13 protein-coding genes are annotated in these 15,461 nt (G+C 70.3%); 6 read left to right on the forward strand and 7 right to left on the reverse strand.

Annotated features, from left to right (window positions below):
* Positions 1 to 255: 255 nt before the first annotated feature.
* From gap to OG371_RS31430, 5 genes are all read left to right on the forward strand, one after another.
* Positions 256 to 1,260 carry a type I glyceraldehyde-3-phosphate dehydrogenase gene (gene gap, locus OG371_RS31410; RefSeq protein WP_329059090.1) on the forward strand — a complete coding sequence of 335 codons (1,005 nt, stop codon included), beginning with the start codon at positions 256 to 258 and terminating at the stop codon, positions 1,258 to 1,260.
* A gap of 5 nt (positions 1,261 to 1,265) precedes the next feature.
* On the forward strand, positions 1,266 to 2,480 hold the full coding sequence (locus OG371_RS31415) for a phosphoglycerate kinase (RefSeq protein WP_329059091.1): 1,215 nt from the start codon (positions 1,266 to 1,268) through the stop codon (positions 2,478 to 2,480).
* Positions 2,480 to 3,265 carry a triose-phosphate isomerase gene (gene tpiA / locus OG371_RS31420; protein WP_329059092.1) on the forward strand — a complete coding sequence of 262 codons (786 nt, stop codon included), beginning with the start codon at positions 2,480 to 2,482 and terminating at the stop codon, positions 3,263 to 3,265. Before OG371_RS31415 ends, tpiA begins: the two co-directional genes overlap by 1 nt.
* Positions 3,266 to 3,398: 133 nt before the next feature.
* The gene (gene secG / locus OG371_RS31425; protein WP_091618852.1) at positions 3,399 to 3,629 is read left to right on the forward strand and encodes a preprotein translocase subunit SecG; all 231 of its coding nucleotides are present in this window, start codon (positions 3,399 to 3,401) and stop codon (positions 3,627 to 3,629) included.
* Positions 3,630 to 3,709: 80 nt separating this feature from the next.
* Positions 3,710 to 4,054 carry an RNA polymerase-binding protein RbpA gene (locus OG371_RS31430; protein ID WP_329059094.1) on the forward strand — a complete coding sequence of 115 codons (345 nt, stop codon included), beginning with the start codon at positions 3,710 to 3,712 and terminating at the stop codon, positions 4,052 to 4,054.
* Between the two features lie 275 nt (positions 4,055 to 4,329).
* Here OG371_RS31430 and OG371_RS31435 read toward each other — a convergent pair whose 3' ends face one another.
* Positions 4,330 to 5,535, reverse strand: coding sequence for a sensor histidine kinase (locus OG371_RS31435; protein WP_329059095.1), 1,206 nt, complete (start codon positions 5,533 to 5,535; stop codon positions 4,330 to 4,332).
* 351 nt (positions 5,536 to 5,886) lie between these two features.
* On the opposite strand from OG371_RS31435, the gene OG371_RS31440 reads away from it, so the two are divergent.
* Positions 5,887 to 6,831 carry a glycoside hydrolase family 25 protein gene (locus OG371_RS31440; RefSeq protein ID WP_329059096.1) on the forward strand — a complete coding sequence of 315 codons (945 nt, stop codon included), beginning with the start codon at positions 5,887 to 5,889 and terminating at the stop codon, positions 6,829 to 6,831.
* A 193-nt stretch (positions 6,832 to 7,024) separates the two neighbouring features.
* On the opposite strand, the gene pgl is transcribed toward OG371_RS31440, so the two are convergent.
* From pgl to tkt, 6 genes are read right to left on the reverse strand one after another with little or no spacing between them, the layout of a single operon-like run.
* Positions 7,025 to 7,813 carry a 6-phosphogluconolactonase gene (gene pgl, locus OG371_RS31445; RefSeq protein ID WP_329059097.1) on the reverse strand — a complete coding sequence of 263 codons (789 nt, stop codon included), beginning with the start codon at positions 7,811 to 7,813 and terminating at the stop codon, positions 7,025 to 7,027.
* Entirely contained in the window at positions 7,810 to 8,853 is a 1,044-nt protein-coding gene (gene opcA / locus OG371_RS31450) for a glucose-6-phosphate dehydrogenase assembly protein OpcA (protein WP_329059098.1), read from the reverse strand. Before opcA ends, pgl begins: the two co-directional genes overlap by 4 nt.
* On the reverse strand, positions 8,850 to 10,385 hold the full coding sequence (gene zwf / locus OG371_RS31455; RefSeq protein WP_329059099.1) for a glucose-6-phosphate dehydrogenase: 1,536 nt from the start codon (positions 10,383 to 10,385) through the stop codon (positions 8,850 to 8,852). Before zwf ends, opcA begins: the two co-directional genes overlap by 4 nt.
* On the reverse strand, positions 10,382 to 12,001 hold the full coding sequence (locus tag OG371_RS31460) for a glucose-6-phosphate isomerase (protein ID WP_329059100.1): 1,620 nt from the start codon (positions 11,999 to 12,001) through the stop codon (positions 10,382 to 10,384). Before OG371_RS31460 ends, zwf begins: the two co-directional genes overlap by 4 nt.
* A 9-nt stretch (positions 12,002 to 12,010) precedes the next feature.
* Positions 12,011 to 13,126: a transaldolase gene (tal, locus tag OG371_RS31465; protein ID WP_329059101.1), complete on the reverse strand. Its 1,116-nt coding sequence runs from the start codon at positions 13,124 to 13,126 to the stop codon at positions 12,011 to 12,013.
* 10 nt (positions 13,127 to 13,136) lie between these two features.
* A complete protein-coding gene (gene tkt / locus OG371_RS31470) occupies positions 13,137 to 15,236 on the reverse strand; it encodes a transketolase (protein ID WP_329059102.1) in 2,100 nt (699 codons plus the stop codon).
* Between the last annotated feature and the right edge of the window lie 225 nt (positions 15,237 to 15,461).

Below are 15,461 nucleotides of genomic sequence, written 5' to 3' on the forward strand. Positions count from 1 at the left end.
TGTGACAGATCCGGTTTCGGCGTCGCAAGCGCGTGAGCTGGCTTCTTAATCGATTCTTGACGTGTTCGCGCAGTGGTGGAAGTCTCGTTGGGGCAGTCCGGGCCGCGCGCGCCCGCACGCTAGGGTTGCGCCGAAGTCCGGAGGCATTCCGGGGTCCCGCCCCGGTTCCGGTCCGCCGCCGCCCGCGGCTGCGAACCGCACCGAGACAGCTGAACCGAAGATCCTTGTACTGAGATATTCAGAGGAGTGGCAGCAGTGACCGTTCGCGTAGGTGTCAACGGCTTCGGCCGGATCGGCCGCAACTTCTTCCGCGCCGTGAAGGCGAGCGGTCACGACATCGAAGTTGTCGCCTTCAACGACCTCGGCGACGTCAACACGATGGCGCACCTGCTCAAGTACGACTCCATCCTCGGCCGCTTCCCGGGCGAGGTCAGCGTCAGCGACGAGGGCATCGTCGTGGACGGCAAGACCATCAAGGCACTGGCCGAGCGCGACCCGGCCAACCTGCCCTGGGGCGAGCTGGGCGTGGACGTCGTCGTCGAGTCGACCGGCTTCTTCACCAACGCCGACGCCGCCAAGGCACACATCGCCGGCGGTGCGAAGAAGGTCATCATCTCCGCGCCCGCCAAGGGCGAGGACCTGACCGTGGTGCTGGGCGTCAACGACGAGAAGTACGACGGCTCGCAGAACATCATCTCGAACGCCTCGTGCACCACCAACTGCCTCGGCCCGCTGGCCAAGGTCCTCAACGACGCCTTCGGCATCGAGCAGGGCCTGATGACCACGATCCACGCGTACACGCAGGACCAGAACCTGCAGGACGGGCCGCACAAGGACCTGCGCCGCGCCCGCGCCGCCGCGCTGAACGTGGTGCCCGCCTCGACCGGCGCCGCGAAGGCGATCGGCCTGGTGCTGCCGGAGCTGCTGGGCAAGCTGGACGGCTACGCGCTGCGCGTGCCGGTGCCGACAGGCTCGGCCACCGACCTGACCGTGACGCTGAAGAAGTCCGTGACCGTGGACGAGGTCAACGCCGCCTACAAGGCCGCCGCGGACGGCCCGCTCAAGGGCTACCTGCGCTACAGCATCGACCCGATCGTGTCCTCGGACATCGTCACCGACCCGGCTTCGTGCATCTACGACTCGCCGCTGACCAAGGTGATCGGCAACCAGGTCAAGGTCGTCGGCTGGTACGACAACGAGTGGGGCTACTCCAACCGCCTCGCGGACCTGATCAAGCTCGTCGGCTCGAAGCTGTCCTGAACCCGATGACGGTCAAGACTCTCGACGACCTGCTGGGCGAGGGCGTTCAGGGCCGGCACGTGCTCGTGCGCTCCGACCTGAACGTCCCGCTCGACGGGGACCGCATCACCGACGACGGCCGGGTCCGCGCCGCGCTGCCGACGATCAAGAAGCTCGCCGAGGCGGGCGCGAAGGTCGTCGTCACCGCGCACCTCGGCCGCCCGAAGGGCGAGCCGGACCCGAAGTACACGCTCGCGCCGGTCGCCAAGCGGCTCGCCGAGCTGCTCGGCGCCGAGGTCCCGCTGGCCGGCGACCTCGTCGGCGACTCCGCGAAGGCGCTCACCGCCGGCCTGGCCGACGGCGGCGTCGCCCTGCTGGAGAACGTGCGCTTCGACGCGCGCGAGACCAGCAAGGACGCCGTGGACCGCTCCGAGCTGGCCGCCGAGCTGGCCGCGCTCGTCCCCGGCGGGGCGTTCGTCTCCGACGGGTTCGGCGTGGTGCACCGCAAGCAGGCCTCGGTCTACGAGGTCGCCGCGGTGCTGCCGGCGTATGCGGGCGGGCTCGTGCTCGCCGAGCTGGAAGTGCTGAAGAAGCTCACCGACGACGTCGCGCGGCCGTATGTGGTCGTGCTCGGCGGCGCCAAGGTATCGGACAAGCTGGGCGTGATCGCCAACCTGCTGACCAAGGTCGACCGCCTGCTCGTGGGCGGCGGCATGGCGTACACCTTCCTCAAGGCCCAGGGCCACGAGGTCGGCAACTCGCTGCTGCAGGCGGACCAGCTGGACCAGGTGAAGGGCTTCCTCGCCGAGGCGGAGAAGCGGAACGTCGAGCTGGTGCTGCCGGTCGACGTGCTCGCGGCCACCGGCTTCGCGGCCGACGCCGAGCACGAGGTCGTCCCGGCCACCGGGATCCCGGCCGACCGCGAGGGCCTGGACATCGGCCCGGCCACCCGCAAGCTGTTCGCGAGCAAGCTCGCCGACGCGGCCACGGTGTTCTGGAACGGCCCGATGGGCGTGTTCGAGTTCGAGGCGTTCGCCGGCGGCACCCGTGCCGTCGCCGAGGCGCTCGTGGCCAGCGACGCGTTCACCGTGGTCGGCGGCGGCGACTCGGCGGCCGCGGTGCGTCAGCTGGGCCTGCCCGAGGACGGCTTTTCGCACATCTCCACCGGCGGCGGCGCCTCCCTGGAGTACCTGGAGGGCAAGGAGCTGCCCGGTGTGGTCGCGCTGGAGGTGAAGAACTGATGGCGCGCAAGCCGTTCATCGCCGGCAACTGGAAGATGAACCTGAACCACCTCGAGGCCATCGCGCTGGTGCAGAAGATCGCCTTCGCGCTGCCGGAGAAGTACTACGCGAAGGTGGACGTGACGGTGCTGCCGCCGTTCACCGACATCCGCAGCGTCCAGACGCTCACCGACGGCGACAAGCTGCCGCTGACGTACGGCGCGCAGGACGTTTCGCCGCACGACTCCGGTGCGTACACCGGCGACGTGTCGGCGCCGATGCTGGCGAAGCTGGGCTGCAGCTACGTCACCGTCGGGCACTCGGAGCGGCGCGCGATCCACGGCGAGACCGACGAGCTGGTCAACAAGAAGGTCAAGGCCGCGCTCAAGCACGGCATCACGCCGATCCTGTGCGTGGGCGAGGAGCTCGAGGTCCGCGAGGCGGGCGAGCACCTGGCGCACACCACCTCGCAGCTGGTCGAGGGCCTCAAGGGGCTCAAGGCCGAGCAGGTCCAGTCGGTGGTGATCGCGTACGAGCCGGTGTGGGCCATCGGCACCGGCAAGGTCGCGACCCCGGCCGACGCCGAGGAGTGCTGCAAGGCGCTGCGAGCCACGCTGAACGAGAAGTACGGCGACGAGGTGGCTTCGGCCGTTCGGGTGCTTTACGGCGGTTCGGTGAAGTCCGGCAACGTCAGCGAGCTGGTGGCCGCCGAGAACATCGATGGTGCTCTCGTGGGTGGCGCGAGCCTCGACGGCGACGAGTTCACCAAACTCTGCGCACTCGCAGCCGGTGGGCCGCTGCCCTGATCGGGGCCACTACCGGGTAGCCTGTGTATCCGGTCCGTCACACAGCAGTGGACGAGCCCAGGGGTACGGTGAAGATCCGCGCGAGCGGGTCCTGGCCGTGCCCCTGCGTTCTCCGAGAACTACAGAGGATGACATGAAGCTGTTCCTCCAAATTCTGTTGATCGCCACCAGCGTGCTGCTGGTGGTGGCCGTGCTGCTGCACCGCGGCCGGGGCGGCGGCCTCTCGTCGCTGTTCGGCGGTGGCATGCAGTCCAGCCTGGCCGGGTCCAGCGTGGCCGAGAAGAACCTCGACCGGATCACCCTGCTGCTGGGCGCCATCTGGGTGATCAGCATCATCGGCCTCGGCCTGCTGCTCAAGGTCTGACGGACCGGTAGCCCGCGCAGAGTGAGTGCATCGGCGTGCCTATTGGGGGGCGCGCCGCCGATTCGTAGGTGTGAGGATTCATGGTTGGCGGTAACGCGATTCGCGGCACCCGGGTGGGTGCCGGTCCTTCGGGCGAATCGGAGCGAGGTGAGTCGGCCCCACGTCGTCGCGTGTCCTACTGGTGCGCGAACGGCCACGAGGCCCGTCCGTCCTTCGCGATGGAGGCCGATATCCCGGACGAGTGGGACTGCCCGCGCTGCGGCCTCCCCGGTGGGCAGAACGAGAAGAGCCCGCCGGCCGCGCCCCGCACCGAGCCGTACAAGACGCACCTGGCCTACGTGAAGGAGCGCCGCAGCGATGCTGACGGCGAAGCCATCCTCGCGGAAGCCCTCGAGCGTCTCCGCCAGCGCCGGGAACTGATCTAAGGCGCCAGGCTCCGGAAACCACCGACCGGGTTCTCCACCGCCCGGCCGGTGGTTTTCTCATGCCCGGATGCGCTGGACGCCAACGGCACAGTGGGGCGCATTCGGTGAGGCAGGCGGCCCCCGGTAAGCCCGGGCGCTGCGGTGGGGAGGCCGGATCGGTGGCGGAAAGCCAAGCCCAGTCCCGAAATCGAGTCCCCGAAATACCGAAGGGGCACCGCTGGAGCCGGGTTGCGGTCTCCGTGCGGTGCCCCTTCGGATGGGGGACCGGGGGTGCGTCAGCGTTCCAGGGGGTACCTGGCCCGGACGCGGAACCCGCCGTCTTCGGTGTCGGCCGTTTCGAAGCTGCCGCCGAGGAGGCGGGCGCGCTCGGCGAGGCCGGTGAGGCCGTGGCCTCCTGAGGGGAGGCGCTCGCCGGCGCGGCTGGCGCGCTCGTTGCGGACCTCGATGTTCAACGCGCCGCTCCCGCCTTGGATCCGGATGGTCGCGGTGGCTCCGGGGGCGTGTTTGTGCACGTTGGTCAGGCATTCCTGCACCGTGCGGTACGCCGCGGCCGAGACCTGGCTGGGCACTGTGTCCGGCAGGCGCTCGACGGTCAGGTGAACCGGGACGTCGGCGGTGCGGATCAGGTGGTCCAGCTCGCCGATGCCGGGGCGGGGGCCGTCGTCGCCGGCGCCCGAGCGAAGGACGCTGACCAGGGAGCGCAGCTCCTCCAACGTCCGGGTCGAGAGCTGGCGGATCACCTGCGCCGTCTCCATCGTGCGGGTCTCGTTGCTGGCTTGGGCCTGCAGAGCGCCGGCCTGCATGGCGATCAGGGTGATCTGGTGGGAGACGACGTCGTGCATCTCGCGGGCCAGCCGGGCGCGCTCCTCGGCACGGACGGCGTCGGCGTGGAAGCGGCGTTCGCGGTCGCGGCTCTTGGCCAGCTCGGCGAGCTTGGCCGAGATCTCCGCGCGGGCCCCGATCAGCAGGCCGATCGCGATGGGCATGCCGGCCACCAGCACGCCGTAGATCCCGTCGAGGAAGTGCTCGCGCCAGCTCAGCTGCACGAAGTCGTCGAGCGGCCACTGCACGAACCGGCAGACGAACACCAGCCCGGCGCCCACCCAGGTCTGCCAGTGGATCTGCCGGCGCGTGGCCAGCATGCCGAGGTTGATCATCGACGCCAGCTGCGCCCACCCGGCGAGGAAGCCCGGCACGGCGGCGAGCACGGCGAGGAACGGGAACCGGCGGCGGAACACCACGGCCAGGCAGGCGGCGGCCGAGAGGTAGACCGAATACGGCTGGGCCTTGGGCGGGATGACCAGCCAGACGTCGAGCACGGCCAGCAGCACGGCGGCCGCCTCGACGCCCACCACCGTGACCGTCGGGCGGCGAAGGGCGGCGAAGACTCCGGTCAGGCTCGCCCGCCTGACCCGGTCGGCAGCCCCCGCGCCGGGGCTGCCCATCGAGATGCCTGGAATCGAGAGTCCCTCTGTGCTCATCGCGGCGACCCCATTCGTCTTGTGGACTTGGTGATGAGATGCGCGAGGCACCCGATCGGGACGCGTGGCTGCGAACAAATGTGCGGATGCTAACGAAGAGAGGTGTAACGACGGTAAGTTTCACCCCGTCGCCGGGTCGGGGGTGTCCTGGTCCCCGGCACTACGACGGACAGGGGCGCACGCGTCATTCATGTCACCTTGTGTCGATCACACCACCCTATGTTCACCTTACGGGTGATCCCACATGCTGGTGAGCCGCTCTTCGGCGTAGCCGCCGCTACGCCATTCGGTGCCCCGGGACCGCACGGTTGGCGGTTCACTCGTACGGACGAAATCGACATTCTGGGTGGCATGGCGCTGGGCATCGACATCTATCGGAGCTTCCAGACCGTGACGGATTGGCAGGGGGTCAAGAACCACGGCGTCAGCTACGTCTACGTCAAGCTCTCCGACGGGGGCGGGCGGCCGGTGGGCGGGCCGGGGGACAACGAGGTCAACGGCGCCCGGTCGGTCGGCATCCCGGTCGGGGGCTACCACTTCGTGCAGGCTCATCCCGGGCCGGAGGCCCAGGCCGACGTCTTCCTCGGCGAGGTCCGGCGGCTCGGCGCGACCGGGTGCGTGCCGATGCTCGACCTGGAGGACAACCCGGCGAGCTCGAAGCTGCCGAACATCCCGGACGGGCAGAAGCGCGGTTTCGCCACGGCCTTCTGCAACCACGTCGCGAGCCAGGGCTTCCGGCCCGGCGTGTACCTGAACAACGCGCTGGCGAAGAAGCTGCGGCCCGACACCTGGGGTGTGTCCGGCCTGGTCATCTGGATCGCCCGCTACGGCGCGCGCCCCGACGCCGCGGCCGGGCGCTACGACCTGCATCAGTACTCCAGCACAGGACAGGTGCCCGGGATCAAGGCCCGCGGCGTCGATCTCGACGAGTCGTACACCGACGCCCATCTCACCGGGGGCGTTGATCGACGGAAAGTGACCGAACTGATGGAACGCGTGAAGATCCCGGTCAGCATGAACAGCAGTGCGGTGCGGCTGTACCTGTCCGGCAGCGAGACCTCGGCGATCATCATCCGCCCGCACCTGAACGGCGACGGCTTCGCGGCCCACCCGGTGTGGCTCGGCAACATCTACGCCTGGGGCAGCGACAAGTCCGGCATCGGGCACAACCCGGTGACCGAGCCGGGCTTCGACCCGAAGGTCATGTCCCACCGCCGGTACGAGTTCCCGGGCGCGGTCTGGGCCGACCTCGAGTACAGCTCCGCCGAGGAGTTCGACATCGACATCGTCGGCTGAGCGCCCCTGGACACCCCGAAGCGCCCCAATGTGGCGTTCGGTGCGTGGAATCAGGGCTGGGCGCGCAGCGCCTCCGTTGAGGGTGGTGGTGGGGCAGGGCTGGAGCAACCAACGCCACATGGGGGCGCATCAAGGGCCGGACACGTCGAAGGCCACCTCGGCGAACCCGAGGTGGCCTTCGATGCTGGGGAAACTACGCCGTCGGCGTCTGGTAGACCTTCGTCAGCTTCCCGGCCGCGGTGCGGTCCAGGAGCCAGAGCGTCCGCCGGTAGCCGCGGGCGCCGGAGACCGGCACCTGCGTCTCGTCGGCGCCCGAAAGCGCCAGCGAGACGGCCTCGGCCTTGGCTTCGCCCGCTGTCATCAGCCAGACCTCACGCGCGCGGCGGATCGCCGGCAGCGTGAGCGAGACGCGGGTGGGCGGCGGCTTGGGGCAGTCGCGCACCGCCACCACCGAGTGCCCGCGGTCGTGGACCGCCGGCGAGTCGGGGAACACCGAAGCGGTGTGCCCTTCGCCGCCGAGGCCCAGCATCATGATGTCGAACGCCGGGACGCCGCTGCCGTCGTCGGTCCCGTCGGCACTGGCGTTGGCGGCCAGCACCTGCGCGTACGCCGCGGCGGCCGCGTCCACGTCGTCGCCGAACTCGCCGTCCGATGGCGCCATCGCGTACACGCGCTTCGGGTCGAGCGGCACGTGGTCGAGCAGGGCCTCGCGGGCCTGCTTCTCGTTCCGCTCGTCCGAATCCGCGGGCACGAACCGCTCGTCGCCCCAGTAGAGGTCGAGGCGCGACCAGTCGATGGCGTCCCGGGCGCTGGACTCCCGCAGCTCCCGCAACACCGCGATGCCGGTGCCGCCGCCGGTCAGCCCGACCGACGCCGAGCCCTTGGCCGCCTGGATGTCCACGATCCGCGTGACCAGCCGGGCCGCCGCGGCGGCGGCCAGCAGGTCGGCGTTCGCGTACACGACGACCTCGGTGCGGCTCATGAACCGCTCTTTTCCGCCGTCTTCGCCTTGGCGGGGGTCTTCTTGGCGGTCGCGGTCGCGGTCGCGGTCGCCTTGGCCGGGGCCTTCTTCTCGGCCGGGGCCGGCTTCGCCGTCGCCGTGGTGCCCGAGGCGATCTTGTGCAGGCCGTGCAGGGACGCCTCGTAGACCTCGTCCGGGTCGAGCCGCCGCAGCTCCTCGATCAGGCAGTCCTCGTTGGTGCGCCGCTGGAGCGCGATCCGCCGGGTGGGCTGGCCCGGCTGGGTCAGCGTGCCGACCCGCCCGTCCGGCCGCGTCAGCTCGACCGAGCCCGACCGCCGCTCCAGCGTCACCGAGATGATGCCCTGCGCACTGGAGCTCTTGATCCGCTTCACCGGCACCTTGAGGTACTCGGCGAGCCAGCCCGCGAGCAGCTCGGTGGACGGCGAGTCCGCCTCGCCGGTCACGGTCGCGCCGGTGACCTTCTCGTACGGCGGCAGGTCCAGCGCCGAGACGAGCTGGGCGCGCCAGCGCGTCAGCCGGGTCCACGCCAGGTCGGTGTCACCCTCCACATAGGACTTGGCCCGCGTGGTGAGCGCCCGGATCGGGTTCTTCTCCGCGGCCGAGTCGGTGATGCGCCGCTGCGCGAGGTCGCCCAGCGGGTCCTCCGCCGGCGACTTCGGGCCCGCGCCCGGCCACCAGGTGACGATCGGCGCGTCCGGCAGCAGCAACGGGACCACCGCGCTCTGGCCCTGCGTGGCCAGCGGCCCGTAGAGCCGCAGCACGATGACCTCGCTCGCGCCGGCGTCGCCGCCCACGCGGATCTGGCCGTCGATGCGCGGAGCCGCCGTGCGGGCGCCCTTGGCGACCACGATCACCCGCGACGGGTGCTCCCGGCTCGCGTCGTTGGCCGCCTCGATGGCCTCCTCGAGCTTGGCGTCGTCGTCGGCCACTATCACCAGGGTCAGCACCCGGCCGAGCGCGACCTGGCCGCCCTGCTCGCGGATCTCCACCAGCTTCTTGTTCAGTGCCGAAGTAGTGGTGGATGGCAGGTCGATGATCACGGACGCCTCCAGTTCCGGCCGGTACGCTCCAGCATTTCGTCCGCGCTCTTCGGTCCCCAGGTCCCCGGCGCGTACTGCTCCGGCGAACCCTTTTTGGCCCAGTGGTCCAGGATCGGGTCCAGGATCTCCCAGGACAGCTCGACCTCTTCGTTCACCGGGAACAGCGAAGGCTCGCCCAGCAGCACGTCGAGGATCAGCCGCTCGTACGCCTCGGGGGAGGACTCGGTGAAGGCGTGCCCGTAACCGAAGTCCATGGTGACGTCGCGGACCTCCATCGTGGTCCCCGGCACCTTCGAGCCGAACCGCAGCGTGATGCCCTCGTCCGGCTGCACGCGGATGACCAGCGCGTTCTGCCCCAGCTCCTCGGTCGAGGTCGAGTCGAACGGCAGGTGCGGGGCGCGCTTGTAGACCACCGCGATCTCGGTGACGCGGCGGCCGAGCCGCTTGCCGGTGCGCAGGTAGAACGGCACCCCCGCCCAGCGGCGGTTCTGCACCTCCAGCGTCACCGCGGCGTAGGTCTCGGTCTTGGAGTCCTTGGCGAACCCGGCCTCCTGCAGCAGGCCCGGCACCTTCGTGCCGCCCTGCCAGCCGCCGGCGTACTGCCCGCGCGCGGTGGTTTCCTCGAACGGCTCCAGCGGCTTGGTCGCCGCCAGCACTTTCGCCTTCTCCGCGCGCAGCGCCTTCGGCTCGAACGACAGCGGCTCGTCCATCGCGGTGAAGGCGAGCAGCTGCAGCAGGTGGTTCTGGATGACGTCGCGGGCGGCGCCGATCCCGTCGTAGTACCCCGCGCGGCCGCCGAGGCCGATGTCCTCGGCCATGGTGATCTGCACGTGGTCGATGTAGTTGGCGTTCCAGATCGGCTCGAACAGCTGGTTCGCGAAGCGCAGCGCCAGGATGTTCTGCACCGTCTCCTTGCCGAGGTAGTGGTCGATGCGGAACACCGACTCCTCGGGGAAGACGTCGTTGACGATCGCGTTCAGCTCTTCGGCGCTCTTGAGGTCGTGGCCGAAGGGCTTCTCGATGACGACGCGGCGCCAGGTGTTCTCGTCGGCGTTCGCCAGCCCGGAGCGGGCCAGCTGCTTGGTCACCACCGGGAACGCGCCGGGCGGGATCGACAGGTAGAACGCCGTGTTGCCGCCGGTGCCGCGCTCGATGTCCAGGTCCTTGACGGTCTGGGCGAGGCGGTCGAAGGCGTCGTCGTCGTCGAAGGTGCCCTGCACGAACCGGATGCCCTCGGCGAGCCGGTTCCAGACCGACTCCTTGAACGGCGTCCGCGCGTGCTCCTTCACCGAGTCGTGCACCAGCTCGCCGAAGTCCTGGTGCTCCCAGTCCCGGCGGGCGAACCCGACGAGCGAGAAGCCGGCGGGCAGCAGCCCGCGGTTGGCCAGGTCGTAGATGGCGGGCATCAGCTTCTTGCGGGCCAGGTCGCCGGTGACCCCGAAGATCACCAGGCTGGACGGCCCGGCGATGCGCGGCAGCCGCTTGTCCCGCGGATCGCGCAGCGGGTTCTGCCACTGCTGGGAAACGGTCATGCTCCGACCTCCTGTACGGCGCGGACCAGCTCGGCCAGCCCGGCGGCGCGGTCGGTCAGGTGCAGCCGCAGCACCGGGCGGCCGTGCTCGGCGAGCACCTGGCCGTCGCCCAGCGCCTGCGCGTGCTGCAGCTGGCCGAGGGTGTACGGGCGGTCCGGCACCTCGAGGTCCTCGGCGACCGCGCCGGTGACCTGGAGGAAGTTGCCGTTCTGGTGGCCGCCCTTGTGGTACTGCCCGGTGGAGTGCAGGAACCGCGGGCCCCAGCCGAAGGTGGTCTGCAGGCCGGTGCGCTTGGCGACCTCACCGCGAAGCAGCGCCGTGGACGCGTCGTCGAGGCGGTCGAGGTAGGCCTGCACCGCGATGTAGCCCTTTTCCGGCGCCGAGGCGAAGAACGCCCGCAGCACGTCCGCCAGCTTTCCTTCGGTGACAACGCCTTCGCTGCCGAAGATCTCGACGGAACCGTCCACATTGGACGCGGTCTCGCCGCCCTTCAGCTTCTCCGGGTCGTCCAGCAGAGCGCGCGCGGCCTTCTTGGCGGCCTCGACGTCGGGCTGGTCGAACGGGTTGATCCCGAGCAGCCGCCCGGCGAGCGCGGTCGCGAACTCCCACAGCAGGAACTGCGCGCCGAGCGGGCCGGTGACGGCGATCTTCGCCGCGCCCTCCGCGTCGCCGATGGCGACCGGGGTGGCGTCGGACTTCACGTCGGCGAAGCCGGGCGCCTCCGGGCCCTCGACGGCGACCGGCAGCAGGCCGGTGCCGAGCTTGCCGGTGGACTCGGCGATCAGCTGCTCCGCCCAGTCGGGGAAGCCCTTGATGCCCGAGCCCGTGTCCGCGAGCACGACCTTCTCCGCACCGTCCTCGTGCGCGGCGGCCCAAGCGGCGGCCAGCTTGACCGCCGGGTTGTCCGCCGAGTCGGAGCCGAGGATCCCGGCCACCGCGGCGGCCTGGTCGAGCAGCCGCGCGATGTCCGCGCCGGCCAGGCCCGCGGGCACCAGCCCGAACGCGGTCAGCGCCGAGTAGCGGCCGCCGACGTGCGGGTCGGCCAGGAAGGTCTTGCGGTAGCCCTCCTTCTCGGACAGCTCGGCGAACGGCGAGCCCGGGTCGGTGACGACCACGATCCGCCGCGCCGCGTCGATGCCCGCGTCCGCGAACGCCTTGGCGAAGATCCGCCGGTGGCTGTCGGTCTCCAGCGTGCCGCCGGACTTGGACGACACCACCAGCACCGTGCGCTCGAGGTCGCCCGCGAGCGCGTCGGCCACCTGGCCCGGGTCGGTGGTGTCGAGCACGGTCAGCGCGACGTCGGACGTGCCGGCGATGACCTCCGGCGCGAGCGAGGAGCCGCCCATGCCGGCGAGCACCACCCGGTCGACACCCTCGCTGCGCAGCTCCGTGCGCAGCGCCTCGATCTCGCCGATCAGCGGCCGGGACGACTTGTGCAGCGACGTCCAGGACAACCGGATCGACGCTTCGGACTCGGCATCCGTGCCCCACAGCGTGGCGTCGTTCGCGGCGAGCTTGGTGGCCGCCTGATCGGCGACCAGGCGCTCGACCAGGGGCGCCGCCTTGCCTGCCAGTTCGGCGTCGACGATCTCGACGCCGGTTTCATCCCCTGTCATGGTTATGGATCAGCCCTTCGCCTTGGACAGCTGGCCGGTGACGGATTCGAGCAGCTCCTGCCAGGACTTCTCGAACTTCTCCACGCCCTCGTTCTCGAGGGTGAGGAACACGTCGGTGATGTCGATGCCCACGCCGCTCAGCTTGTCGAACACGGCCTGCGCCTCGGGACCCTTGCCGGTGACCTGGTCGCCGGTGATCTCGGCGTGGTCGGCGGCGGCATCAAGGGTCTTCTCGGGCATCGTGTTCACGGTGTCCTTGACGACCAGCTGGTCCACGTAGCGGGTGTCGGAGTACGCCGGGTCCTTGACGCCGGTGGAGGCCCACAGCGGACGCTGCGCGTGCGCGCCGTCGGCGGCCAGCGCCTTCCAGCGGTCGGTGTCCAGCAGCTTCTCGAAGGCCGCGTACGCGAGCCGGGCGTTGGCGATGGCCGCCTCGCCGAGCAGCGCCTTCGCCTCGTCGGTGCCGATCGCGTTCAGCCGCTTGTCGACCTCACTGTCCACACGGGACACGAAGAACGAGGCGACCGAGTGGATGCCCTTGAGGTCGTGGCCGTTGGCCTTCGCCTGCTCCAGGCCGGCGAAGAACGCCTTGATCACGTTCTCGTAGCGCTCCACCGAGAAGATGAGCGTGACGTTGACGCTGATGCCCTCGGCCAGCACCGCGGTGATGGCCGGCAGTCCCTCCTCGGTGGCCGGGATCTTGATCAGCACGTTCGGCCGGTCGACCGTCTTCCACAGGTCCTTGGCCTCGGCCACGGTCTTCGCGGTGTCCTTGGCCAGGCGCGGGTCCACCTCGATGGACACGCGGCCGTCGACCCCGCCGGTGGCGTTGTAGACGTCGCGGAACAGGTCCGCGGCGTTGCGCACGTCGGTGGTGGTCAGCTCGCGCACGGTCCCGTCGAGGTCCGCGCCGCGGTCGGCCAGCTCCTTCACCTGTGCGTCGTAGGCTTCGCCCTTCGCCAGCGCGTTCGCGAAGATCGTCGGGTTGGTGGTGACGCCGACGACGTGCTTGTCGCGGACGAGCCCGGCGAGGTTGCCCGTGTTCAGCCGCTCGCGCGAAAGGTCGTCCAGCCAGATCGAGACCCCGGCCTCGGACAGCTGCGCGAGCCGATCAGTGGTGCTCATGGTGATCCCTTCAGTTCTTGGTGTTGGCGATCGAGCGGCGGGCGGCGTCGGTGACGGCGTCGGTGGTGAAGCCGAACTCACGGAACAGTGTGGCGGCATCGGCCGACGCACCGAAGTGCTCGATCGAAACGTTCACCCCGGCGTCACCGGTGAAGCGGTGCCAGGACTGGGCGATGCCCGCCTCGACGGACACGCGCGCCTTCACCGACGGCGGGATGACGGAGTCCCGGTAGGACTGGTCCTGTGCGTCGAACCACTCGACGCACGGCATCGACACGACCCGCGCCTTGATGCCGTCGGCCGCGAGGGCCTTCTTCGCCTCGACCGCGAGCTGGACCTCGGAGCCGGTGCCGATCAGCACCACGTCCGGGGTGCCGTCGGAGTCGGCCAGTACGTAGCCGCCCTTTGCCACGCCCTCGGCGCTGGTGCCCTCGAGCACCGGCACGTTCTGGCGGGTGAGCGCGAGGCCCGACGGGTGGTGGACGTCCTCCAGGACGGCCTTCCACGCGTACGCGGTCTCGTTCGCGTCCGCCGGGCGGACGACGTTGAGGCCCGGGATCGCGCGCAGCGCGGACAGCTGCTCGATCGGCTGGTGCGTGGGGCCGTCCTCGCCCAGGCCGATGGAGTCGTGCGTCCACACGTAGGTGACCGGCGCCTTCATCAGCGCGGCGAGCCGCACCGGCGGGCGCATGTAGTCGGAGAAGATCAGGAACGTGGCGCCGTACGGGCGGGTCCCGCCGTGCAGCGCGATGCCGTTCAGGATCGAGCCCATGGCGTGCTCGCGGATGCCGAAGTGCAGCGTCCGGCCGTACGGGCTGGTCTTCCACATGTCCGTGGAAGCCTTCTCCGGGCCGAACGAGTCGGCGCCCTTCATCGTGGTGTTGTTGCTCTCCGCCAGGTCGGCGGAGCCGCCCCACAGCTCGGGCAGCGGCCCGGCCAGCGCGTTGAGCACCTCGCCGGAGGCCTTGCGGGTGGCGACGCCCTTGGCGTCCGGCTCCCACTTCGGCAGGTTGTCGGCGAAGCCCTCGGGCAGCGTGCGGGACGACATCCGGTCGGCCAGCTTCTTGCGCTCCGGGTTGGCGGCGCCCCAGGCCTCGAACTTCTCCTGCCACTCGGCGTGGGCGGCCTTGCCGCGCTCGAGCGCCTTGCGGGTGTGCGTGATGACCGCGTCGTCGACCTGGAAGCTCTGCGCCGGGTCGAAGCCGAGGACCTCCTTGACGGCGGCGACCTCTTCGGCGCCCAGCGCGGCGCCGTGCGCCTTGCCGGTGCCCATCTTCTTCGGGGCCGGGTAGCCGATCACGGTCCGCACCGCGATGAACGACGGGCGTCCGGTCTCGGCCTTCGCGTTCTTGATCGCCTCTTCGAGCGCCACGACGTTCTCGCCGCCCTCGACGAACTGGGTGTGCCAGCCGTACGCCTCGTAGCGGGCGACGGTGTCCTCCGAGAGGGCGATGTTCGTGTCGTCCTCGATGGAGATCTTGTTGTCGTCCCAGAAGACGATCAGGTTGCCCAGCTCCTGGCGGCCGGCGATCGAGGAGGCCTCGGCGGTGACGCCCTCTTCGATGTCGCCGTCGGAGGCGATCGCGTAGATGTAGTGGTCGAAGATGCTCTCGCCGGGGGCGGCGTCCGGGTCCAGCAGGCCGCGCTCGCGGCGGGCGGCCATCGCCATGCCCACGGCGTTCGCCAGGCCCTGGCCGAGCGGGCCGGTGGTGGTCTCGACGCCGTCGGTGTGGCGGTACTCCGGGTGGCCCGGGGTCTTCGAGCCCCAGCGGCGCAGCTGCTTGAGGTCTTCGAGCTCGAGCCCGTAGCCGGCGAGGTACAGCTGGATGTAGAGGGTGAGGCTCGAGTGCCCGGCCGAGAGCACGAAGCGGTCGCGGCCCGGCCAGTTCTGGTCGGCCGGGTCGTGGCGCAGGGTCCGCTGGAAGAGCGTGTAGGCGAGCGGGGCCAGGCTCATCGCGGTGCCGGGGTGCCCGCTGCCGCAGTGCTCGACCGCGTCCGCGGCCAGCACCCGGACGGTGTCGACGGCGCGGGTGTCGGCCTCGGTCCAGTCGGCGGGCACGTTACGCCGGAGCAAAGGGTTGTTCTCGCTGGTAGAAGCGGTTTCGGACACTGAACTCGAACTCCCCGTCGGTGAGGTTGTGGCTAGCTTTCCTTCGTGGTGTAGCCGATGCGCACTGCCAGTAATCTCAATCGATCCCGAAGGGACGATATTCCTGCTGGCGGCTGCGCGCAGGCGCACCACTCGGCCCGTCGCGGCCAGCCTAGTGCTTGGGGTGTTCGCAGGCAGTCGCGACAGACGCGCGTGTGACCTGTGTCCGGGTGAGCGCGGCGTCGC

The sequence above is a fragment of the Amycolatopsis sp. NBC_01480 genome (assembly GCF_036227205.1).
GTDB lineage: Bacteria > Actinomycetota > Actinomycetes > Mycobacteriales > Pseudonocardiaceae > Amycolatopsis.